We start from the raw sequence: 20,423 nt of genomic DNA, 5'->3' as shown, positions 1-20,423 counted from the left end.
GCTATGGAAAGAAGAATACTCCATGTCGATATGGATGCCTTCTATGCGCAGATAGAGCAGCGTGATAATCCTAAGCTTCAGGGCAAGCCGGTCATTGTCGGCGGTAAATCAAGCTCAAGAGGTGTAGTCGCGACGGCGAGCTATGAAGCGAGAAAGTTCGGGGTGCATTCAGCCATGCCGATGAGCCGTGCCCACCAGCTCTGTCCGGACGGTTATTATGTCAGGCCGCGGTTTGATGTTTACCGCGATGAATCAGAGAAAATCATGGCGATATTCAGAAGTTACACTGAGCATGTGCAGCCGGTCGCTTTTGATGAGGCGTATCTGGATATCACGCATCTCGTGAGACGGGATATGCCGGCATCACGTATTGCGGCGTTCATTAAACGCGATATTTTTGAAGCGACCCGTCTGACATGTTCAGCGGGCGTCTCCTATAATAAGTTTCTCGCTAAACTGTCATCTGGAATGAATAAGCCGGATGGTCTGACGATTATCCATCACGGGAATGTCCATGACATATTGATGAAGCTGCCGATTGGTGCTTTTCCGGGCGTCGGCCGTGTGACTGAGGAGAAGATGAAGCAGGACGGCATTCACACCGGACTTGACCTTTATCAGCTGACAGAACGTGAACTCATCAAACGGTTCGGTAAGCGGGGGCCGAGACTCTATGACTATGCACGCGGTATTGATCATTCGACAGTCAAAGCAGAGCGCATCAGAAAGTCGATCGGCAAAGAGACGACGTTCGCTGTCGATAAAAACGATGATGATGAAATACTCGGTATCATCCGTCAGCTCTCACAGCAGGTGAGTGACAAGCTGAACCGCTACGGTCTGACAGGCGATGTAGTCACTGTGAAAATGAAAGAGTCTGACTTCCGCTCGACATCCAGACAGCTGAAGCTGCCTTACCGAGTGTCCGATACTACAGATATTTACAATGTATGTTATGATTTGTATACTGCATTAAAACATCCCGACCGGCCGATACGTTTAATCGGTGTTACAGTCGGGAATTTAGAAGAACGTCAGTTCATGAACATGACAATTTATGATTTTATTTGAGGAAACGAGTGATGAGTATGAAATTCAAGTTTTCTATTATAGGAATCACTGCCGTGCTGATAGCGATGTTCATAAAGAACACCATCGACAACGGCTTTGAGCCGCTGAAGCTTCTCGCTATTGTGTTAATAGCAGGGCTGTTGTTCTGGATTGACCAGAAACTGGAACGTCCTGTATCCCGAACACGCATCAAGGACAATATGAGAAACAGGAAGTAACTACTGATAAAACGTAATCAGCTGCTTCAGTTTGTCATCACTGAGGAGTAATATATCCTGACCGGAGGCAATCTTATTTTTAATGATTGTCTCCTTTTTTGATGGTTGATTGCTGCGCTGTCTGCCGAATATAAATATATCGACCGGCTGCTCCAAATCAAGTTCAAACGTGCCGCCGTGGTCAACGATATACTGGACGATGTCTTTGCGTTTCATGTGAAGCGTTCCTGTAATGGCCACTTTTTTGTCGTGGAAAGGATGCGTCATATCGAAGTCACTGCTCGAAGGTTTAATGCTTTTGAGCTCCTTATTGTAACGGTCAAGCTGTGATGCTTTGTTTTTCATGGAAGATAAATAGGACCCGTTCTTTTTCAAGTAATCGTCCAGTGATGGATATGATTTCAATAATCTGACTGTGATCATAGCGCTCGCTTTAGCATCGTTCAGTGCATGGTGATGACCATGGAAGTCAAGGTTATAATAAGCCATCATATTCTTCAGACTGTAGCTGTGATTTTTAACAGTCTTCCTCGCCATATTGCATGAGCAGAAATATTTCAGCGTCGGCATATCAAGATTGTAACGTTCGATGGATGCATAAAGCACATTCATATCAAAGCGTGCAAAGTGAGCCACGACCGGCAGCTCGCCGATGAAGTCAAGCATATGCTGATAGACTTCCGGAAACAACGGTGCATCTGTCACGTCTTCAGGTTTAATGCCATGTACCGCGATGTTCCCTTTTGAAAAATAAGTTTCGGGGTTCACTAGTGTATAGAAAGTCTCAGTCATCATATTGTCCTGCACTTTGACCATGCCGACGCTGCATATGCTCGCCGGCTGCCCGTTCGCTGTTTCAAAATCCAGTGCGATAAATTCAGTCATTGTCGTTGCCCCCTTCATACTACTTATTCTACAAAAAAAAGAAGACAAACGCTTTAAATACGTTTGTCGTCAATCAGTACTTCACATGAGCAGGCAGGATTTGTATCGCAAGTATTGCACTTGCCGGCTTTTGATTTGTTGAAGAACTTCACTAAAGTATAGATGGCATAGCCAAAAATCAATGCAAAGAGCAGTATATTAAATAGTAAAGCCATGTCTTTTCCTCCTAGAACAACATATTTCCGAGCTGGTAGACAATAAATGTCAGACTGTAAGCGGTAGCGAGCGGATAAGCGACTGCAAGTGCCGTCCATTTCCATGAGTAAGTCTCTTTACGAATTGCAGCTACTGTTGACAAGCATGGAATATAGAGCAGTATAAACAGCATAAAGGCATAGGCTGACACCGGTGTGAACTGTTCATGAATGACTCCGATCAATGCATTGTCTTTCACCGCATAGATGATGGCCATCGCACTGACGACTACTTCTTTTGCGAGGAAGCCGGGAATTAACGTCGCGCCTGCCTGCCATGTCCCAAAGCCAAGAGGGAGTAACAGCGGAGCGAGCAGGCCGCCGATCATGCTTAAGTAACTGTGATCGATATCGACGCCGAAGCCTGCTGGTCCTGCATAGTTAAGCAGCCAGATGAGCACGGAACCACCGAATATAAAAGTCCCTGCTTTCTTGATGAATCCTTTTCCTTTTTCCCAAGTGCTGCGCCATAATGTCTTTAAAGAAGGAAGGCGATACGGCGGGAGTTCGATGACAAAGATCGATGTATCTTTGCTCAGTAACGTCCGTGACAGTATAAAGCTGACAATCAGTGCGACGACTATGCCGATGATGTACAGACTCAGTACAATCAGTGCCTGATTCTCCTTGAAGAATACACCTGCGAACAAAGCATATACAGGCAGCCGGGCGGAGCAGGACATAAACGGTGCAATCAGTATCGTTGTCAGCCGTTCTTTCTCTTCCTCGATGCTGCGTGCCGCCATAATGCCTGGCACATTGCAGCCGAAGCCGATAATCATAGGGATGAAGGATTTACCGTTCAGTCCGAACATCTCCATAATCCGGTCCATGATCACTGCGATTCTTGCCATATAGCCGGAATCCTCAAGCAGTGAGATGAAGAAGAACAGGACGAGTATTTGCGGGACGAACACGAGCACGCCGCCGACACCTGCGATGATCCCGTCTGTGACGAGATGCTGCAGAAAAGGGACGATGCCGAGTGACGACATCACTGACTGAGCGAAATCTGTCAGCGGTCCGCCGAAAAAGCCGTCCAGCTTGTCTGATAAAGGTGTACCGATCCATGTGAAAGTCGTCTGAAAGATAAGCCACATTAAAAATAAGAAAATAGGGATACCGAATATTTTATGTGTGACGATTCTGTCGATCGTCTCAGATAAATAACTGGTCCGGTTCTCAGGATAAGTCACTACATCAGTCAGCAGCTCACTGATGAAATTAGTCCGGGCCTGCTGAATATAATATTTGATTGAGCGGTCCAGTGAGTTTTGCAGCGCTGCTTTGATGCTGTCACTTTCTGCAGCGATTGCAGGGCCGATATAGTCGATCACTGACGGATTTTCAAGCAAGTACTGCAGCGCAAGAAATCGCTTGTGCTTCTGGTGGATGGACAAGCTGCTGAACAGTGTCACTAACTGACTGACTGCGGATTCAATGCGCTTGTCATAATTGATTTTTAGCGGACGGGCAGTCGACAGCTGAGCATCGCCGAGTGCTTTGAGTACTTCATCAGAACCTCTGCCCGTTCTTGCGACAACCGGAATAATAGGTGTTTTCAGCTTGCGCATCAGTTTTTGAGTGTCGATACGAATACCGCGCTTGCTGGCAACATCGACCATATTGAGTCCGATCAACAAAGGAGAGCCATACTCCATCAGCTGGATCGTCAGCAGCAGATTACGCTGCAGCTGAGCGGCATCTACTATATTGATCATTCCGGAGAACGATTCATGCAGCAGAAAATTAGTGACGACTGTTTCGTCCTTTGAAATCGGCAGCAGATCATATGTACCGGGCAGATCGACGAGCTGGCCATAGTTTTTCTTCAGCCGGCCAATTTTCTTCTCGACGGTTACACCGCTCCAGTTACCGACATATTCATAAGAACCGGTCAGTGCATTGAACAGTGACGTTTTACCGACGTTCGGATTGCCTAAAATACAGAATGAATTAGTCATGATTGAGCTCCAGCATAATCTTGCACGCATCACAGTTTCTGATACAGATGTGCTGACCGTTCATATCCAGCGTACACGGCCCTTTGAACAGGCTTTTCTGACGGACTTTGATCAGGCTGCCTTCTGAGAAACCAAGTGCATTCAATCGGTGGAGCATATGATGATCAAGTATCATTGATTTAATTTTATAAGTCGTACCTAACTGAGCATTTGCTGCATGAAGCATGCGGACACCTTCTTAATTTGTATTGATTATCATTCTCAATTACATAATAACACGGTCTATACATCTCATCAATAAAGTAGCACAAAAATTTATCACAACTTCGTGACAACGGCCAGCCAGCAATAAAACAGTGATACAAAGTTAATCAATTTAATAGGTTCGGTATAATATTTAGCAATGGCTTAACTATGGTATAATGAATTGTTAATCAAGGAGGTTGTTATGAGAACTTTTTCAGCTAAATTAATCGCAAAAGCAGCAAGACGCGCAAGCATCGCTGCCGGTAAACGCGGGACGGATCTGCCGGGTCAGCTGGCGCGTAGAATTGATCCGCATATTTTACGCAAACTCGCATCATCAGTCGATGCCGTAGTCTTTATTTCAGGGACGAACGGTAAGACGACGACATCGAACTTAATCGGTCACACTTTAAAAACTAATCATATTCAGATTGTTCATAATACAGAAGGTGCCAATATGGCAGCCGGTATCACATCAAGTTTTATCGTCCAGACAAAAAGAAATACAAAGCTCGCCATTATAGAAATCGATGAAGGGTCAATTCCACGTGTATTGAGCGAGATGACACCGACTATGATGGTGTTCACGAACTTCTTCCGCGACCAGATGGACCGTTTCGGTGAGATCGATATACTGGTCGATGGTATAGCGGACCATATTAAAGGTAAAGGCATCAAGCTCCTCCTGAATGCTGACGACCCATTTGTGTCACGTCTTAAAATAGCAAGTGACGACGTTGTCTATTACGGCATGAAAGCAGGCATCCATCATTTCGAGGAAAGCACGATGATTGAAAGCAAGTACTGCCCGAACTGCGGCAGACTGCTCGATTACAGTGCCATTCATTATAACCAGCTGGGTCATTATACTTGTGACTGCGGCTTTAACCGTGCTGTGCCTAAATATGAAATCGAAGCACTTGCTGAAAATCCGTATTTAGTGCCGGTTATTAACGGCGAGACATTCAACATGAAGCTTGCCGGTGACTTCAATGTCTTCAATATTATTGCGGCCTACAGCGTCCTGAAAGAACTGGGCTTAACTGATGAAGCCATCAGAAAAGGATTCGAAAGCTATGCATCGGACAACGGCCGCATGCAGTACTTCACGAACGGAAGGAAAGAAGCGATCATCAATCTCGCTAAAAATCCCGCTGGACTGAATGCCAGTCTGTCTGTCGGAGAGAAAATTGAAGGACAGAAGAGCTATTTAATCAGTCTGAACGACAATGGAGCCGATGGACGGGACATTTCCTGGATCTGGGACGCTGACTTTGAAAAACTGGAACGTCAGACGATCAGCCGGATTTACTGTACAGGTAACCGGGCGGAGGAACTGGCAGTAAGACTGAAATACGCTGAAATTAATGTGCCGGTCGAAGTCATCAGGGATATTCCGGCTGCAACAAAAGCGGCGCTTATGGATGACGCCTATACCGTATGTATACCGAACTATACATCACTCGAACCGATGCACCGTACACTGACAAACTTCTTTAAGGAGGGCAACTAATGTCTTCAATCAATGTTTATCACTTTATGCCTGACAAACTCAATTTATATGGGGATATCGGAAATATCATCGCGCTTAAGAAACGGGCGAAATGGCGTGGTATTGACGTCACAGTCACTGATGTCAAAGAGACGTCTGGACTCGCTGTCAGTGAAGCGGATATTTTATTTATCGGCGGCGGCAGTGACCGCGAGCAGGCAATCGCAACACAGGAACTATTCCGCATTAAAGATGAGTTCAAGGCTGCTATTGAAGACGGCGTGCCGGCACTTACTATTTGCGGCGGCTATCAGTTTTTAGGCGAGAAATATGTGACGCCTGATGGTCAGGAGCTGCCGGGCCTGAATATTCTTGATTTCTATACAGAATCGAAGAAAGAACGGCTGACAGGCAACATCGTCATAGAGTCAGAGACATTCGGCCGCATTGTCGGCTTTGAGAACCACGGCGGCAGAACGTATCATCCTTACGGTACGCTCGGAGACGTCATCGCAGGATACGGCAACAACGATACCGACAAAAAAGAAGGACTGCATTATAAAAATCTGCTCGGCACTTATCTGCACGGGCCGATTCTGCCGAAAAATCATGAGATCACTGACTACCTGCTGCAAGCTGCGTGTGACCGTAAGAACATCCCGTTTGAATCAATCGGCGACAACAGTACAGAAGAGAACGCAAAAAATGTCATTATTAACCGCCTGCTCAGTGAGAAGTAAGGTGGACACAAAAGAACGCCTTGACCAGGAGCGGTCAAGGCGTTTCGTCTGTCTGGTAATCGGCGTGCTGTTCTGTCAGCAGTTTCTGAATCATCAGCAGCTCGTATATGTAATGACTTTTCAGCTGATTGTCATCAAATTCTGCCAGGTGTTTGACACTTGACTTGAATGTCGACAAGGCAGCTCTCGGCACCGGCTCATGCTGCTGCATCGCTGTGATCATATCCGTATACGCCTGCCGCTCTTCTGCATGAAAATCAAATGCTGTTTCCTGCGGCATATAGATCATGTTGGTCAGATGAATGATATAAAGCCGGTTGAACTGCAGTCGTTTCTCAAGCGTCATCATCAATTTCTTTCTGTTGATATCGCTCTGATGATACTGAAATTCCTCGTGTTCATATTGGATCAGCTGCTCTATTTTAGTGATCATCTTGTCTATATGATTCAGCTTTCTGACGCTGTCCTTCGAATGGAAATGACCGATTAAAACTTCTTTTCCGCGGGCAATGAATAACTGCTGCAGTTCGCTCTCGACATTGTTGATCAGCGTCTCAATCTGCAGCTGATACTTCGGCGGCAGCACGAGGAAGTTGACAAGCCCTGCTGTCGTCAGACCGATCGTCGTTGTCACTAGTCTTGAGAAGAAGTTGAAGACGAAGTCATCATGGATGTTCGGAATCATGGCAGCAGCAGTCAGACTGGCGACAAGCATGCCGTCATGCAGCTTGAGCTGATAGCAGATGACAATTGTCAGGGTTGCAGCAATGCTGTATGCTAAAGGTGATTCGCCGAGGAAATAAGCGCTGGTCACTGCGATGAATGCCCCGAGTATAGAAGCAGGAAACCTGATGAACGCTTTTCTGAGCGACGCTTTAGCTGTCGGTTCGATGGAAACAAGCGATGCAATAACAGCGAATGTAGCCGGCAGATGAAGCAGCTGGCAGAACAACGCCGTCAAAAATGTCGCAAGACCCGTCTTGATGATCCGCGGACCGATAATTTGTTTTGTCCATTTCATGAGCTCGTACCTATTCGTAGTTTTTTATTAGTATAACATTAATAATTTGTTATAATGAACTATCATAACTAATTGAAAGAAGAGATAATTGATGATCGTAAAAACGAACGAAGAACTTGAGAAATTAAAGGTAATCGGTCAGATTGTCGCAGAAATCCGCGATACGCTGAAGGAAAAAACAGTTCCTGGCATTACGACTAAAGAACTGGACGATATCGCAGGAAAGCTATTTGATAAGCTCGGTGCAAAATCTGCACCAATTACCGAATACGAGTTTCCGGGCTACACATGTATCAGTGTTAATGAAGAAGTGGCTCATGGTATTCCGGGCAGCCGTGTGATCAATGAAGGCGACCTCGTCAATGTTGATGTGTCAGGCTGCAAGGATGGCTATTATGCAGATACAGGCATTTCATTCGTGGTCGGCGAAAGCACAGACCCGCTCAAACAAAAAGTGGTCGATGTGGCCTTGATGGCGTTTGAAGAAGCGATGAAGAAAGTGAAACCGGGCACAAAGCTCAGCCAGATTGGTCGTGCGGTGAATGCGACGGCGAAGAAGAACGATGTCACTGTCATCAAAAACTTGACAGGCCACGGCATCGGCAGAAGTCTGCATGAAAATCCTAAGCATATCTTGAATTACTACGACCCTTTTGAGAAAGAACTGCTGAAAGAAGGCATGGTTCTTGCAGTAGAGCCGTTCATTTCATCAAAAGCGACACTGGTAACAGACGGTAAGGATGAATGGGCCTTTGAAACAAGTGATAACAGCTATGTCGCACAGATTGAACATACCATTGTTGTCACTGAACAAGGTCCCCTGTTACTCACTGAGCGCATCTCCGACTAAAGTATGAGATAAAAATCGTTCCTGAGACGTTTCACGTCATCAGGAGCTTTTTTTATAGTAGAAGATATAGTAAGGAGATGACGAGATGGAGCGACTGAAATCTTATTTAAAGCAGACCGTGAAGAAAAGCGTGAGGCATAGTCTATATTTAAAGTTAAAAGAACTGCAGCAGAGACTGACTGAACTGAATGTGATGAAAGCGATGAAACGTGAAGAACATAGACGTCTGACTGAAGCCTATGACAGCCAGCTAGCTGTCATTGATTCAGAGGACGGCAGCATGCGTGATTTCCGTACGAACCGCTATGCAGCAATCGACGCTTTGAACAAGATTGACGATGAGCTGCAGCAGATTGAAGCATCGCTGCAAATGCTCGACCACATGAAAGAAGAGACAGAATATGAGATAATGATGATTAGAAAACTGAAGGGGAAAGAAGTGAGTACGTGAAGCAATTAGTATCAACAGAAATATTAATCAGCTTTTTAATCCTGCTGCTGTTGTCTAACTTATACTATATCTTTTTTATCAAGACAGGGATGCTCCTCGTACTCGTGCTCGGGGGGCTGCTGATTTACATCAGTCAGTATTTCAGGAAGAAGCTGAGAGGGCTTGTGCTGTTCTGGAGCGGTCTTAGCCTTTTGCTGTTCGGACTGCTGTCCAACCCTTATACACTTATTGTATTGTTCAGCTTTCTCGTCATCATTGCAGTGCGCTATGCGATTACGAAAAGAAAGCCGGTTCATGTGATTGTCACCGCTGATAAAGATGTTCATGTCTACGGGCAGAAGTGGTTCAATACACAGGAGACGCCGAAGACCGTTTACCGCTTTGATGATATTCATCTTCAGCATGCAGTCGGCGATGTGACGATTGATTTGACGAATGCGGCGAACTTGCAGCAGGAAAATTTAATAGTCGTCAATCATATGATAGGAAAGACGACGGTCATTGTGCCGCATCATTATCAGACTAAGATTGATTATTCAGCACTGTATGGACAGCTGAAAGTAGATCATGAGTTCACGAGACGCGCCAAAAATGAGCGCTTGACTTATATTTCTGAAGACTATGAGAACGGCGTCGCAGTCAAAGTCATCGTCTCATCTATTGTCGGTGATCTGGAGGTCGTGCATCGATGAATAACTATACGCGAATGATTGGTGTCATGCTCATCCTTGTTTATTCTCTCGTCTTTATCTTTTATATACTTGACCGTATTTTTACAAATATCATTTATTTCCAGGGGATGCTGTATACACAGATTATCGGAGTCCCGGCATTTTTATTTCTCAATATCGTCGTTATTCTGGCATGCATTGTTATGGGGTCACTCACTGCTTACAAGCAGAACGAGCAGCTGGCATGGATTAAAGGGCAGATGCAGGCTGTTGATTTCGGCGAACCGCTCGATGACAATGAGGAGATGATGATGCAGCCGGAAATATATGAACTGTTTCAGACCATCGTCAAGCTGAATGAGTCAGTCCGGACTATCAAGCATCAGAATCAGCTTGTCACAACAGGTGTCAATGAACAGATTGTCAAAAAAATTGTCGAGGAAGAACGGCAGCGACTCGCCCGTGACCTTCATGACTCCGTCAGCCAGCAGCTTTTTGCAGCGAGCATGATGTTGTCTGCCATTAAAAACCACCCGCTTGATGAACAGCCGGCAAAGCAGGTCGCCATACTCGGGAAAATGCTGCATGAAGCGCAGCTTGAAATGAGAGCGCTGCTGCTGCACTTAAGGCCGCTCGCGCTGCAGAATAAGTCGCTCCGTGCCGGAATTCAGGACCTCATCTCTGAGTTGAAGAAGAAAATACCGCTTACTATACGAATGGATATAGCGGATATCACGATGTCTAAAGGCGTAGAAGACCATCTGTTCAGAATTACACAGGAGGCTATCTCCAACACTTTACGGCATGCGCACGCCAGCCAGCTGGCTATAGAGCTGTTCCAAGTCGGGGATAGTGTGATTTTAAGATTGACTGATGACGGCAGGGGCTTTGATATGTCACAGCGCGATGAATCACGCTACGGCATCAATACAATGAAGGAACGAGCGGTAGAGATCGGCGGCAACTGTCAGATCATCTCTGCTGTTAAGAGTGGTACAAGAATAGAAGTCAAAGTGCCATATACAGGAGGAGAGACATCATGAGAGTATTGTTTGTAGATGATCATGAGATGGTTAGAATCGGGATATCGAGTTTTCTGTCCACGCAAAGTGACATTGAGATTGTCGGTGAAGCAGGGGATGGCATAGAGGGGGTCGCGCAGGCGGAAGCACTGAATCCAGACGTCATACTGATGGATATGGTGATGGATAAGATGAACGGCATCGAAGCGACTACTATTATTAAGAGCAGATGGCCGCAGATTAAAGTCGTCATGCTGACGAGCTTCATCGATGACCAGGAAGTGTATGCAGCGATTGATGCCGGTGTGGACAGCTATATATTGAAGACATCGAGTGCCGATGCTATCGCAGAAGCAGTCCGTAAAACATACAGCGGAGAATCGGTGTTTGAAGCGGAAGTCATGACGAAGATGCGCAACCGGGTGAACCAGAGAGCGGCACTGCACGAAATGCTGACCGAGCGTGAGATGGAGATTCTTATGCTCATTGCCAAAGGCTATTCAAATCAGGAGATTGCCGATGCCAGCCATATCACAATCAAGACAGTGAAAACCCATGTCAGCAATATTTTGAGTAAACTTGAAGTGCAGGACAGAACACAGGCTGTCATTTATGCTTTCAAGCATCATCTCGTAGCACAGTAGAATAACAATAAACCGCTGAGATTTCTCAGCGGTTTATTGTTATTTAATCACTTTATCATAGCCATTTTGAATTAAGTCAAGTTCACCGGTATGTGGATCAATGACTAATCCGTGTACAGGAACTGATTTATCAAACAATGGATGATTGTAAATGAGCTCAATGTTATTATTAACATTTTCTCTGACATCTTTAAATCCTTCAAGGAAATGATGAATATCAATACCTGAATGTTCCAGCGTATGAAGGACTTCTTCTTTAACGCCGCGTGACTTCATCGTCGTAAGCACTGCATCTACATCAAGGTTACCCATGCCGCAGTCTTTATGGCCCATAATAATTATTTCTTCAGCCCCTAATGCATAGATGCCGACTAACAGGCTCCGCATGGTTGCGCCGTATGGGTGAGTGATAGTAGCACCGGCATTTTTGACGATTTTAATATCGCCGTTTTTGAAGCCTAATGCTTTAGAAGATAATTCGACTAACCGTGTATCCATACAAGTCAGGACAACAGCTTTCATCGATGGAACTTTTGAAGTTTCAAATCCTTCATAGTCTTTGTTTGCTACAAATTGTTTATTGTAAGAAAGTACGTCATCAAGTAATGTCATAAGTTCCTCCTAGTTGTTCATACTGCTTGTTTTACCCGTCTTATTCTGGTGGAAGATTGCATTGATCTGTGCACCGATGATAATGATGAAGCCGGTCAGATAAAGCCATAACATCAACACGATAACGCCGCCGATGCTGCCATATGTTTTAGAGTAGTTAGCAAAGTTACTGACATATACTCCAAAAAGAGCGCTGGCACCAAGCCAGACAATGGTTGCAAACAACGCACCGGGTAAGACAGATTTCCATCTAAGTTTAACATGTGGTGCTATAGCGTACAAGGTCATAAAGACGACAAAAGTCACGATTAAAGGAAGGACAACCTTAATCACATTAAATATCCATTTGAACTGACTCTCAAGACCAAGTTTACCGAATAAGAAGTTGCCGATCTGCTCGCCGAATACTGGTAAGGCAAGTGTGATAGCAAGCACTAAAATCATGACGACAGTGAATAAGACTGATAACAGCTTTGCAATAATAGGGTTTCTGCCGTCTTCTACTTCGTAAGCCACATTGAACGCATTCATTAAAGCAGTCATACCGTTTGAGGCTGACCATAAGGCAGCGATGATCCCGAATGACAGCAGACCGCCTGAACTGCTCTTCATTACATCTCCGACGATACCATTAATCATCTTAGCAGTATCACCCGGCGCGTTTTGAGAAATAGCGTCAGTAATTGTCGTCTGGTCAACATTAAATAATGGAATCAACGTTAATAAGAAAATAAGCAGTGGGAACAACGACAGCAGAAAATAGTAAGCCAGCTGTGCTGCTAAGCCTGATGCATCGTCTTTGCCGATACGGTAAAGTAACTTCTGAAAGAAATTTCCGTCTTTTTTGTATTTTGCCGGTTTATTGATTTTAGAGACGTGGAGTTCTTCGTCAGATTTTTTCGGTTCCTTTGACTGGAACTCCTGTGTCGCTACATAGTTTTCCTCCAAATGACTTGACTCAGACGGATGGGCCGTCTGAGTCAAGTATTTAGAGGAGCTTTTTTGGTCTTTCGCCAAATGACTCACTCCTTATGCTATTAAGTTATTGTTGATTATTTATTGTTTGATTTATGCTGATCAAACGTTTTGTTATTGTTGTTGTTATTATTGTTATTTTTATTAGAGTTAGTATTGTTGTTATCATTATTTTCAGGTTTAGTCTGCTTTAAAGCATCGCTTAAGTTGTTAACGCTGGCATCGCCGTTACGTAAGCTGACTACTAAGTCTTTCGCCTGAATTAATGCTTTTTCGAGTTCTGGGTTATTGCGGCGGATTTCTTCCACCTGGTCTTTCCAGTAAAGGAACTCATCTTTGATGTTCAATGCTTTATCTTTAACACTTGATGGATTTTTAGTCACTTGGCCTACATTGTTAACTTGGCCTTTTACTGAGCTGCGTGTTTTTTTGTCTAATAGAGCAACAGCGGCACCAATTGCTGCACCTGCTACTACTGCTGGGACTAACTTGTTATTCATGTTGAATCTCCTCCTGGATAAATGTTTTGTGTTGTTAATGTATGTATATCCACTATCATATATGGATAAACTTCTTTTCGGCAAGAAAATAATTAAAATGTTTCAAGACAGATGTAGTTTTGCTAGAATGAAGTAGAATTCACACTGAACAGAAAGGACTATACAATGACTAAAGAAGAAATGTTGAACGCTATTGCCGGTAAGTTGAAGCTGGTTAATATCGGTGTCATAAAACCTGAAAGTATTGATGACGCAAAAACAGATGAACTGCAGGAACTCTATGAGATGGTCATGAAACGCGATAATATATCACCAAGCGAAATGACAGCTATTACAGAAGCGTTAGGTAGTTTAAGAAAGTAAAGGGGAGTTTTAAGAATGATAACCAAGCGGGATGAGAAGTTACAAACATATGCACGTCTGCTGGTCAATGTCGGCATGAACGTTCAGCCGAAGCAGCGTGTTTATATTAGAGCGACAGTAGATGCGGCAGAATTTGTCCATTTAGTAGTAGAAGAAGCGTACAAAGCAGGATCGGAAGATGTTCATGTGGCTTATAGTGATGACCGGCTGTCGCAGCTTGCTTTCCAGTACCGTCCACTTGAAGTGATTACTAATTTTCCGGATTATGTAGTAGACGAACGGATGGACTATGCAAAAGACGGGGCAGCACAGCTGGCACTGATCTCTTCAAGTCCTGAAAGTCTAAAAGATGCAGATCCTGAAAAATTAGCAGCAAACATGCGTGCTTATGGCACAGCTTTCAAAGAATATATGAAGATGATGCAGTCTGATCAGTTCGCATGGACGGTAGCAGCTTATCCTTCTTATGAGTGGGCGCAGCTTGTGTTCCCGGAACTTGACAAGGAAGTAGCGTTCGACAAGCTGCTTGAACTGATTTTATATACAGTGCGTGCAGACGTTGAAAATCCTGTCAAGGCATGGGAAGCACATAACGAGAACCTTCATCTTAAGGCCGATTACTTAAATAAGAAAAACTACAAAGCGCTTAAATATACGGCGCCCGGCACAGACCTTACAATCGGACTGCCGGAAGGTCATATTTGGTGCGGTGCTTCTTCTGTCAGCGCGGCAGGTATCGATTTCATGGCTAACATGCCGACGGAAGAAGTGTTCACAGTTCCACATAAAGATGAGGTCAACGGCACGGTCAGCAGTACGCTGCCGCTCAGTTACGGCGGCAATATCATCGATAATTTCGTGCTCACTTTTAAAGACGGCAAAGTAGTAGATTACAAAGCGGAGACTGGAGAAGACATACTGAAAGGTCTGTTAGAATCCGACGACGCTGCCGCTTATTTAGGAGAAGTTGCTTTAGTACCGCATGATTCACCGATTTCTAACAGCCAGGTGCTGTTCTATAATACGCTGTTCGATGAGAATGCTTCATGCCATTTAGCGCTCGGTTCTGCTTACCCGTTTTGTCTTGAAGGCGGCAAGTTGATGTCTGATGATGAACTGACAGCAGCGGGACTGAATAATTCAATCACTCATGAAGACTTCATGATCGGCAGTGCTGAGATGAATATCAGCGGAATTACAGCAGAAGGCAATGAAGAACCGATCTTCATCAACGGGAATTGGGCATTTTAATTTAAAGTTATAAATGATATGATAATAGCTGTAGATGAACAGGAGGATAAATAATGGCTGAAAATCCAATGATGTCTGAACCAATGATGTGGTTTGTAGTATTAGCTTTCCTCTTCTCAATGTTTGTATTCGGTGGAGCGTTGATGTATTTCCTGCGTCATGCGTTCGTTTCATCAGAAGCTGAGAAAATTGACACGCCTGAAGAAGCGCTTGAGAAGAAAGTCTTTGCAGACGACATGCATTAATAAGAATGACAAAAGAGATAGTCCGCTATCTCTTTTTTTATGTCTTTATTTAAATACATCATGTAAAATAGAAGTAATATAAGGGATAAGGGGATCAAGTTATGACAGAAAGACAGCGAAAATCCATGTCCGAATCACGGACCATTAAAACACAGCAAGTATTTCCGACAGATACGAACCATCACAATACATTGTTCGGCGGCAGACTGATGGCGATGATTGATGACGTAGCAGCGATTGCCGCGACAAGACACTGCGGCCGCTCAGTCGTCACTGCCTCGACCGATTCAGTCGACTTCATCAAACCGATCCGTCCGGGCGAGATTGTCTCATTAGTGTCATTAGTGACTTACACAGGCAATTCATCGCTTGAAGTATGCGTCAAGATTATTGCTGAAAATGTGCTTGAGCAGACGAAACAGCTCGCCGCTATCAGCTTTCTGACATTTGTCGCGCTGGACGAGAATAATAAGCCGGTGCAGGTGCCGGAAGTGTACGGGGAGACTGAAGATCAAGTCTGGCTGAATGAAACCGGTAAGGAAAGAGCACAGAAGCGTAAAGAACGTGTGACGCAGAGTAAAGAGCTGCTTAATTTCTTTGCCACGAAATTATATGTTTAACTACTGCCCGGCAGTTTGAGCTGTTCATAAGAGATGACTTGGACGATTGTCCGGGCCGTCTTTTTTTACTGATGGTATGATCCCCGTTCGTGTGTCAAACAGAATAAGATTGAAAGTGATGGCTATGTGGTACATAATAAAGGACGACTAAATAAAAGATTGAAAACTGGAGAGATGAAGATGGCTAATGAATCATTAAATGAAATTAAAGAGAAGTTAACGGATTTTATTGAAGAGATTGAATCTGTGAATCCTGAAACAACGGATCTTGCTGATATCGATGAGTGGCTTGCAATCCTGGATCAATTGGAACAGAAAGTGAAGTCAATTAAATCTTAAGGAGTAATACATGGCAGATATCAATGTAAAAGTAGGACAGAAGTTCCCGCTGACAATTAAACGGCTCGGCATTAACGGAGAAGGCGTAGGGTATTACAAGCGTAAAGCAACGTTCGTTCCTGACGCTCTGCCGGGTGAGGTAGTGCTTGTGCAGGTGACACGAGTCAACACTAAGTATCTCGAAGGTAAAATGCTGAAAATTAGAGAGCGTTCAAAAGACCGCGTGAAAGCCCCGTGCCCTGTGTTTCATCTGTGCGGTGGCTGTCAAATCCAGCATTTAAGCTATCCGGCACAGCTGGAATACAAGCAGCAGATTATTAAAGACTCGCTCGACCGCTACGCCGGGCATATACCGGAAGATAAAGTGAGTCCAGTCATCGGTATGGCAGAACCATTCAGATACCGCAATATGAACTTATTCCCTGTCGAAAAATCAGGACGGACCATACGTGCCGGACTCTATAAGGAACATTCCAATACATTGATTGATATCGATGACTGCATCGTGCAGGACAGCCGGACAATGGCAGTGACTAATGAAGTCAAGCGGATTATGAGCGAACTGAATATTGATGTCGCTAAAAATCCGCAGCGGGAAGACGGTGTCCGTTTTATCGTGACGCGTATCGCGAAAGAGACCGGTGACATTCAAGTGGTGATTGTGACGACAACTGCTTCACTTAATAAGCTGGATATGCTTGCCGAACGCATTATGCGCATTCCAGGCGTGAAAAGTCTGGCGCTGAATATTAACGCTGACAAAGAATCCCGCGTTCTTGGGCCAGAGACGCTGATTATTAAAGGTGAACCGACGATTCGTGAGCTGCTCGCGCATTTTGAATATGATTTGACGCCAGAAGGATTTTTCCAGATCAATACAGAACAGAGCACTGTATTATACAAAGCGATTAAAGACGCAGCAGCTTTAACAGGAACGGAATCAGTGGCTGACCTTTTCTGCGGCACAGGGGGCAGCGCGCTCTGGCTTGCGGAGCAGGCAGAAGAAGTGCGCGGCGTCCATGTGGACGATGCAGCAATCATTAATGCGGTCTATAATGCAGCACTGAATAATATTGAAAACTGCAAGTTTGAAGCGGGTGAGCCGCTTGATAAGCTGGAAGAGTGGATTGAGGAAGGGTTTTATCCTGATGTTATCACTGTCAATCCGACAAGAGCCGGCCTATCATTCGACGAATTAGATGCATTCAATGATATCAAGCCGAAGACATTAATCTATATCAGCAGAAATCCATCATCTCTTGCTAAAGACCTCGCGCATTTGACGAAAGCATTTACAGTAGACTTTATTCAGCCGGTTGATATGTTCCCGCAGACTGTCCAGGTCGAAATGGTCGTCAAACTCAGCAGAAAAAAACGGCTCGGCTAAACATATGTTTTATGACATGGCAGACGGGTAAATAATACTATCACTACTTATAGGAGGAATTTATTCATGACTAAGAAAGTAGCAGTCGTATTAGATAATTTGTTCGAAGATGTTGAGTATACAAGCCCGGTAGAAGCGCTGAAAGGCGAGGGCTATGAAGTAGAAGTCATCGGTAAAGAAGCAGGTACAAGCGTCAAAGGCAAAAAAGAAAACACAGAAGTTCAGATTGATAAAGGAATTGCTGATGTTCAAGCGTCTGATTATGACGCATTACTTATTCCGGGCGGCTTTTCACCTGACCAGCTGCGCGGCGATAAAGAAGGACGTTTTGGACAGTTCACGAAAGAATTCTTTGCAGCTGACAAACCGGTGTTTGCTATTTGCCACGGTCCGCAGTTACTCATTGACACAAATGAGCTGAGCGGCCGTAAATTAACAAGTTATCTGTCAGTACGTAAAGATCTTGAAAATGCAGGGGCAACAGTAGTCGACGAATCAGTAGTAGTTGACGGTAAACTTGTCACTTCAAGAACGCCTGATGACCTGCCTGATTTCAACCGTGAATTATTAGCACAGCTTAAATAGCATCTTATAATAAGAGCCGTCACGGCTCTTATTTTTATTGAAGATATCCCGGCTTATTCTCTCTACGGCTTAAGTCTGATTTATTGTGTTCCCGAGTAATTAACGTTCCTTCGTGCGGTTATATTTGTTACTATTTAATCAATATACAAAGGAAGGAGAAAGTTGATGAGAAGGAAAAGACGCGGCTGCGGCTGTTTGTTTTTATTCGTTCCTATTTTAGTCATCGCGTTAGTTCTCGGTTTTTATTACTATCAAGGCATGAAAGTTAATATCGATTCACTGCAGGACATTCAAAATGAAAAAACATATGTCGCTGCTTCAAATATGCCCGACTACGTTAAAAATGCTTTTATCGCAGTTGAAGATAAACGGTTTTATCAGCATGATGGTGTCGACTGGCTCGGGACAGGTCGTGCGCTTGTCATATCGCTGAAAAATGGGGAAGCGTCTCAAGGAGGCAGTACTATTACTCAGCAGCTGGTCAAAAATTATTTCTTTAACAATGAGAAATCCATATCCCGTAAACTGAAGGAGATTGTCGTTGCAAAACGAATTGAAAATAACTACTCAAAAGACCAAATTTTGAGTTATTACTTAAGTTCTATCTACTTCGGTGATAATATTTATAATATAGAGCAGGCCGCTAACACATATTTTGGCACGACGACCTATATGAACGGCTATCGGCCTCAAATTACAGTGCTGCAGAGTGCGATTCTTGCGAGCGTCATTAACGCACCGAGTAATTACCATGCCGAGAACTTTGCGGCAGATACTGCACTGCAAACACGCACAAAGAACACGCTGGACAAGATGCTTGAGCAGAAGTTAATCACACAGATGCAGTACGACGCAGCAGTAGCAGGCATCCCGGTGAACTGATAAAGGGGTGAATCAATGAAGATTACGATGATAGAAGTCCAGAAAAACAACAAGGACCGCTTCAACCTTTATATTGATGGTAACTTTCATATGGGAATAGACAGTGCGACTTATGTCCACTTCAATTTAAGAAAAGACGATGAAGTAACAAAAGAACGCCTTGCGGAAATCAAGCTTTATGATGATTACCGCAGGGCGATTAATCGTGCTATCGGCTATCTGTCGTTCAAGAAACGCACTGAAAAAGAAATTCGCGATTATTTGCTGAAAGATGAAGTGCCGGAAGAAACCGTTAGTCAAGTACTGAAATACTGCTATGATAATGGTTATATCAATCACGATGATTACGCCCGGAGTCTGATGAACACGATGATCAACACAACGGACAAAGGACCGGATATCTTTAAGCAGAAGCTGTTTGAAAAAGGGATTGAACGCGATTTGATCGACGCGTACTATGAGTACTATACAGAGCAGATGGATGAGGAACGGATGACCGGGCTTATCCAGAAACAACTCGATAAACATGCGCGTAAGTCATCGAAGCGGCTGGCTGAACAAAAAACAATACAAACCCTTGTCCAAAAAGGTTATAATTTGAATATCATAATCCCTTATATGAAAGAGATATCATATAACGGGGACCGGGATGTCATGCACAACGAACTGGAGAAGCAGGTCGCAAAATGGTCACGTAAAGCTTCCGGCAATGAACTGAAACAAAAAGTCATTACAGCGATGATGCGTAAAGGGTTCTCATATGATGAACTATTACCGGCGCTGAAGGAAAGTGGTATAGCAGATGAGTGAAGACAAAAAATTAGTTGAAATGACGGCGCACGAACTACGTGAAGTCATTGCGCACTATCGAGAGCAAGCACGAAAAGCTGAAACGATGGGTGTCATCAATGAATACGAAGTATATCAGCGGAAGGCACTGATTGCAGAAAGTTATTTAGTTGATCCAGACCTGGTCACAATCGGCCAAGTCTACCGGTTGATCGGTATTGAAGATCATTACTTCAAAGTAGAACGTATTAAAGGAATATTTGCATGGGGATTCAGATTAAACGGCACTTCCAGTGAAGAAGGCATACCGCTGGCCCTGCTGCAGCTGAAAGAGTAAAGGAGCAAC

General features: G+C 44.2%; 27 protein-coding genes. 19 read left to right on the top strand and 8 right to left on the bottom strand.

The genetic code is table 11. The features are described from left to right. Positions 1–3: 3 nt before the first annotated feature. Complete coding sequence (gene dinB / locus KFV11_RS09245) at positions 4–1,071, top strand: DNA polymerase IV (protein WP_149459580.1); 1,068 nt, start codon at positions 4–6, stop codon at positions 1,069–1,071. Between the two features lie 17 nt (positions 1,072–1,088). Then, a complete protein-coding gene (locus KFV11_RS09240; RefSeq protein WP_149459579.1) occupies positions 1,089–1,289 on the top strand; it encodes a hypothetical protein in 201 nt (66 codons plus the stop codon). On the opposite strand, the gene KFV11_RS09230 is transcribed toward KFV11_RS09240, so the two are convergent. From KFV11_RS09230 to KFV11_RS09215, 4 genes are read right to left on the bottom strand one after another with little or no spacing between them, the layout of a single operon-like run. After that, positions 1,290–2,174: an exonuclease domain-containing protein gene (locus KFV11_RS09230; RefSeq protein ID WP_149459578.1), complete on the bottom strand. Its 885-nt coding sequence runs from the start codon at positions 2,172–2,174 to the stop codon at positions 1,290–1,292. It abuts the gene before it with no gap. Positions 2,175–2,227: 53 nt separating this feature from the next. Beyond that, a complete protein-coding gene (locus KFV11_RS09225) occupies positions 2,228–2,389 on the bottom strand; it encodes a FeoB-associated Cys-rich membrane protein (RefSeq protein ID WP_149459577.1) in 162 nt (53 codons plus the stop codon). 11 nt (positions 2,390–2,400) lie between these two features. Next, a complete protein-coding gene (gene feoB / locus KFV11_RS09220) occupies positions 2,401–4,392 on the bottom strand; it encodes a ferrous iron transport protein B (protein ID WP_149459576.1) in 1,992 nt (663 codons plus the stop codon). After that, the gene (locus KFV11_RS09215) at positions 4,385–4,618 is read right to left on the bottom strand and encodes a FeoA family protein (RefSeq protein ID WP_149459575.1); all 234 of its coding nucleotides are present in this window, start codon (positions 4,616–4,618) and stop codon (positions 4,385–4,387) included. The genes feoB and KFV11_RS09215 overlap by 8 nt, the downstream gene beginning before the upstream one ends. A gap of 222 nt (positions 4,619–4,840) precedes the next feature. Between KFV11_RS09215 and murT the strand changes: the two genes are divergently transcribed. Beyond that, positions 4,841–6,151 (top strand): lipid II isoglutaminyl synthase subunit MurT, encoded by a 1,311-nt coding sequence (gene murT / locus KFV11_RS09210; protein ID WP_149459574.1) that lies wholly within the window; start codon positions 4,841–4,843, stop codon positions 6,149–6,151. After that, entirely contained in the window at positions 6,151–6,870 is a 720-nt protein-coding gene (locus KFV11_RS09205; RefSeq protein ID WP_149459573.1) for a type 1 glutamine amidotransferase, read from the top strand. Before murT ends, KFV11_RS09205 begins: the two co-directional genes overlap by 1 nt. A 34-nt stretch (positions 6,871–6,904) precedes the next feature. On the opposite strand, the gene KFV11_RS09200 is transcribed toward KFV11_RS09205, so the two are convergent. After that, positions 6,905–7,891 (bottom strand): FUSC family protein, encoded by a 987-nt coding sequence (locus KFV11_RS09200; protein ID WP_254249779.1) that lies wholly within the window; start codon positions 7,889–7,891, stop codon positions 6,905–6,907. Between the two features lie 91 nt (positions 7,892–7,982). Here KFV11_RS09200 and map point away from each other — a divergent pair, with 91 nt between their 5' ends. The 5 genes from map to KFV11_RS09175 all read left to right on the top strand — a co-directional run bounded on the left by map (position 7,983) and on the right by KFV11_RS09175 (position 11,529). After that, positions 7,983–8,741, top strand: coding sequence for a type I methionyl aminopeptidase (gene map / locus KFV11_RS09195; protein ID WP_149459571.1), 759 nt, complete (start codon positions 7,983–7,985; stop codon positions 8,739–8,741). A gap of 85 nt (positions 8,742–8,826) precedes the next feature. Then, positions 8,827–9,192 carry a hypothetical protein gene (locus tag KFV11_RS09190; RefSeq protein ID WP_149459570.1) on the top strand — a complete coding sequence of 122 codons (366 nt, stop codon included), beginning with the start codon at positions 8,827–8,829 and terminating at the stop codon, positions 9,190–9,192. Then, the gene (gene liaF / locus KFV11_RS09185) at positions 9,189–9,884 is read left to right on the top strand and encodes a cell wall-active antibiotics response protein LiaF (RefSeq protein ID WP_149459569.1); all 696 of its coding nucleotides are present in this window, start codon (positions 9,189–9,191) and stop codon (positions 9,882–9,884) included. Before KFV11_RS09190 ends, liaF begins: the two co-directional genes overlap by 4 nt. Next, positions 9,881–10,906: a sensor histidine kinase gene (locus KFV11_RS09180; RefSeq protein WP_149459568.1), complete on the top strand. Its 1,026-nt coding sequence runs from the start codon at positions 9,881–9,883 to the stop codon at positions 10,904–10,906. Before liaF ends, KFV11_RS09180 begins: the two co-directional genes overlap by 4 nt. Then, positions 10,903–11,529 (top strand): response regulator transcription factor, encoded by a 627-nt coding sequence (locus tag KFV11_RS09175; RefSeq protein WP_149459567.1) that lies wholly within the window; start codon positions 10,903–10,905, stop codon positions 11,527–11,529. The genes KFV11_RS09180 and KFV11_RS09175 overlap by 4 nt, the downstream gene beginning before the upstream one ends. Before the next feature lie 39 nt (positions 11,530–11,568). Here the strand turns inward: KFV11_RS09175 and KFV11_RS09170 are convergent, their stop codons facing one another. From KFV11_RS09170 to KFV11_RS11770, 3 genes are read right to left on the bottom strand one after another with little or no spacing between them, the layout of a single operon-like run. Next, the gene (locus tag KFV11_RS09170; protein WP_149459566.1) at positions 11,569–12,141 is read right to left on the bottom strand and encodes a beta-class carbonic anhydrase; all 573 of its coding nucleotides are present in this window, start codon (positions 12,139–12,141) and stop codon (positions 11,569–11,571) included. Between the two features lie 9 nt (positions 12,142–12,150). Then, positions 12,151–13,158 (bottom strand): YihY/virulence factor BrkB family protein, encoded by a 1,008-nt coding sequence (locus KFV11_RS09165; RefSeq protein WP_149459565.1) that lies wholly within the window; start codon positions 13,156–13,158, stop codon positions 12,151–12,153. 35 nt (positions 13,159–13,193) lie between these two features. Next, a complete protein-coding gene (locus KFV11_RS11770) occupies positions 13,194–13,616 on the bottom strand; it encodes a hypothetical protein (RefSeq protein ID WP_436970200.1) in 423 nt (140 codons plus the stop codon). A gap of 165 nt (positions 13,617–13,781) precedes the next feature. Between KFV11_RS11770 and KFV11_RS09155 the strand changes: the two genes are divergently transcribed. The 10 genes from KFV11_RS09155 (at position 13,782) to KFV11_RS09110 (ending at position 20,414) form a co-directional block, all read left to right on the top strand. Further along, positions 13,782–13,979 carry a DUF1128 family protein gene (locus KFV11_RS09155; protein WP_149459564.1) on the top strand — a complete coding sequence of 66 codons (198 nt, stop codon included), beginning with the start codon at positions 13,782–13,784 and terminating at the stop codon, positions 13,977–13,979. 15 nt (positions 13,980–13,994) lie between these two features. Continuing rightward, complete coding sequence (locus KFV11_RS09150) at positions 13,995–15,230, top strand: aminopeptidase (protein WP_254249778.1); 1,236 nt, start codon at positions 13,995–13,997, stop codon at positions 15,228–15,230. A 53-nt stretch (positions 15,231–15,283) separates the two neighbouring features. Further along, on the top strand, positions 15,284–15,475 hold the full coding sequence (locus KFV11_RS09145) for a hypothetical protein (RefSeq protein WP_254249777.1): 192 nt from the start codon (positions 15,284–15,286) through the stop codon (positions 15,473–15,475). 101 nt (positions 15,476–15,576) lie between these two features. Beyond that, positions 15,577–16,095 (top strand): acyl-CoA thioesterase, encoded by a 519-nt coding sequence (locus KFV11_RS09140; RefSeq protein ID WP_149459561.1) that lies wholly within the window; start codon positions 15,577–15,579, stop codon positions 16,093–16,095. 180 nt (positions 16,096–16,275) lie between these two features. After that, entirely contained in the window at positions 16,276–16,434 is a 159-nt protein-coding gene (locus tag KFV11_RS09135; protein WP_170234595.1) for an SE1561 family protein, read from the top strand. 10 nt (positions 16,435–16,444) lie between these two features. Continuing rightward, positions 16,445–17,821: a 23S rRNA (uracil(1939)-C(5))-methyltransferase RlmD gene (gene rlmD / locus KFV11_RS09130; RefSeq protein ID WP_254249776.1), complete on the top strand. Its 1,377-nt coding sequence runs from the start codon at positions 16,445–16,447 to the stop codon at positions 17,819–17,821. Between the two features lie 66 nt (positions 17,822–17,887). Continuing rightward, positions 17,888–18,406 carry a type 1 glutamine amidotransferase domain-containing protein gene (locus KFV11_RS09125; RefSeq protein WP_149459559.1) on the top strand — a complete coding sequence of 173 codons (519 nt, stop codon included), beginning with the start codon at positions 17,888–17,890 and terminating at the stop codon, positions 18,404–18,406. A 162-nt stretch (positions 18,407–18,568) separates the two neighbouring features. Next, entirely contained in the window at positions 18,569–19,288 is a 720-nt protein-coding gene (locus KFV11_RS09120; RefSeq protein ID WP_302054837.1) for a glycosyltransferase, read from the top strand. Positions 19,289–19,303: 15 nt separating this feature from the next. Next, positions 19,304–20,098, top strand: a complete 795-nt coding sequence (recX, locus tag KFV11_RS09115) for a recombination regulator RecX (protein ID WP_149459557.1) — start codon at positions 19,304–19,306, stop codon at positions 20,096–20,098. Next, positions 20,091–20,414 carry a YfhH family protein gene (locus KFV11_RS09110; protein WP_149459556.1) on the top strand — a complete coding sequence of 108 codons (324 nt, stop codon included), beginning with the start codon at positions 20,091–20,093 and terminating at the stop codon, positions 20,412–20,414. Before recX ends, KFV11_RS09110 begins: the two co-directional genes overlap by 8 nt. Positions 20,415–20,423: the final 9 nt, after the last annotated feature.

It is taken from the genome of Macrococcus equipercicus, from assembly GCF_024205945.1.
Lineage (GTDB): Bacteria > Bacillota > Bacilli > Staphylococcales > Staphylococcaceae > Macrococcus > Macrococcus equipercicus.
This window is presented reverse-complemented; position numbering and strand designations above follow the sequence as displayed.

What these genes read in the sequence shown, in the direction of transcription:
- dinB (WP_149459580.1), top strand. Translation starts at nt 4, where the DNA reads ATGGAAAGAAGAATACTCCATGTCGATATGGATGCCTTCTATGCGCAG.
- KFV11_RS09240 (WP_149459579.1), top strand. Translation starts at nt 1,089, where the DNA reads ATGAAATTCAAGTTTTCTATTATAGGAATCACTGCCGTGCTGATAGCG.
- KFV11_RS09230 (WP_149459578.1), bottom strand. Translation starts at nt 2,174, where the DNA reads ATGACTGAATTTATCGCACTGGATTTTGAAACAGCGAACGGGCAGCCG.
- KFV11_RS09225 (WP_149459577.1), bottom strand. Translation starts at nt 2,389, where the DNA reads ATGGCTTTACTATTTAATATACTGCTCTTTGCATTGATTTTTGGCTAT.
- feoB (WP_149459576.1), bottom strand. Translation starts at nt 4,392, where the DNA reads ATGACTAATTCATTCTGTATTTTAGGCAATCCGAACGTCGGTAAAACG.
- KFV11_RS09215 (WP_149459575.1), bottom strand. Translation starts at nt 4,618, where the DNA reads ATGCTTCATGCAGCAAATGCTCAGTTAGGTACGACTTATAAAATTAAA.
- murT (WP_149459574.1), top strand. Translation starts at nt 4,841, where the DNA reads ATGAGAACTTTTTCAGCTAAATTAATCGCAAAAGCAGCAAGACGCGCA.
- KFV11_RS09205 (WP_149459573.1), top strand. Translation starts at nt 6,151, where the DNA reads ATGTCTTCAATCAATGTTTATCACTTTATGCCTGACAAACTCAATTTA.
- KFV11_RS09200 (WP_254249779.1), bottom strand. Translation starts at nt 7,891, where the DNA reads ATGAAATGGACAAAACAAATTATCGGTCCGCGGATCATCAAGACGGGT.
- map (WP_149459571.1), top strand. Translation starts at nt 7,983, where the DNA reads ATGATCGTAAAAACGAACGAAGAACTTGAGAAATTAAAGGTAATCGGT.
- KFV11_RS09190 (WP_149459570.1), top strand. Translation starts at nt 8,827, where the DNA reads ATGGAGCGACTGAAATCTTATTTAAAGCAGACCGTGAAGAAAAGCGTG.
- KFV11_RS09180 (WP_149459568.1), top strand. Translation starts at nt 9,881, where the DNA reads ATGAATAACTATACGCGAATGATTGGTGTCATGCTCATCCTTGTTTAT.
- KFV11_RS09175 (WP_149459567.1), top strand. Translation starts at nt 10,903, where the DNA reads ATGAGAGTATTGTTTGTAGATGATCATGAGATGGTTAGAATCGGGATA.
- KFV11_RS09170 (WP_149459566.1), bottom strand. Translation starts at nt 12,141, where the DNA reads ATGACATTACTTGATGACGTACTTTCTTACAATAAACAATTTGTAGCA.
- KFV11_RS11770 (WP_436970200.1), bottom strand. Translation starts at nt 13,616, where the DNA reads ATGAATAACAAGTTAGTCCCAGCAGTAGTAGCAGGTGCAGCAATTGGT.
- KFV11_RS09155 (WP_149459564.1), top strand. Translation starts at nt 13,782, where the DNA reads ATGACTAAAGAAGAAATGTTGAACGCTATTGCCGGTAAGTTGAAGCTG.
- KFV11_RS09150 (WP_254249778.1), top strand. Translation starts at nt 13,995, where the DNA reads ATGATAACCAAGCGGGATGAGAAGTTACAAACATATGCACGTCTGCTG.
- KFV11_RS09145 (WP_254249777.1), top strand. Translation starts at nt 15,284, where the DNA reads ATGGCTGAAAATCCAATGATGTCTGAACCAATGATGTGGTTTGTAGTA.
- KFV11_RS09140 (WP_149459561.1), top strand. Translation starts at nt 15,577, where the DNA reads ATGACAGAAAGACAGCGAAAATCCATGTCCGAATCACGGACCATTAAA.
- KFV11_RS09135 (WP_170234595.1), top strand. Translation starts at nt 16,276, where the DNA reads ATGGCTAATGAATCATTAAATGAAATTAAAGAGAAGTTAACGGATTTT.
- rlmD (WP_254249776.1), top strand. Translation starts at nt 16,445, where the DNA reads ATGGCAGATATCAATGTAAAAGTAGGACAGAAGTTCCCGCTGACAATT.
- KFV11_RS09125 (WP_149459559.1), top strand. Translation starts at nt 17,888, where the DNA reads ATGACTAAGAAAGTAGCAGTCGTATTAGATAATTTGTTCGAAGATGTT.
- recX (WP_149459557.1), top strand. Translation starts at nt 19,304, where the DNA reads ATGAAGATTACGATGATAGAAGTCCAGAAAAACAACAAGGACCGCTTC.
- KFV11_RS09110 (WP_149459556.1), top strand. Translation starts at nt 20,091, where the DNA reads ATGAGTGAAGACAAAAAATTAGTTGAAATGACGGCGCACGAACTACGT.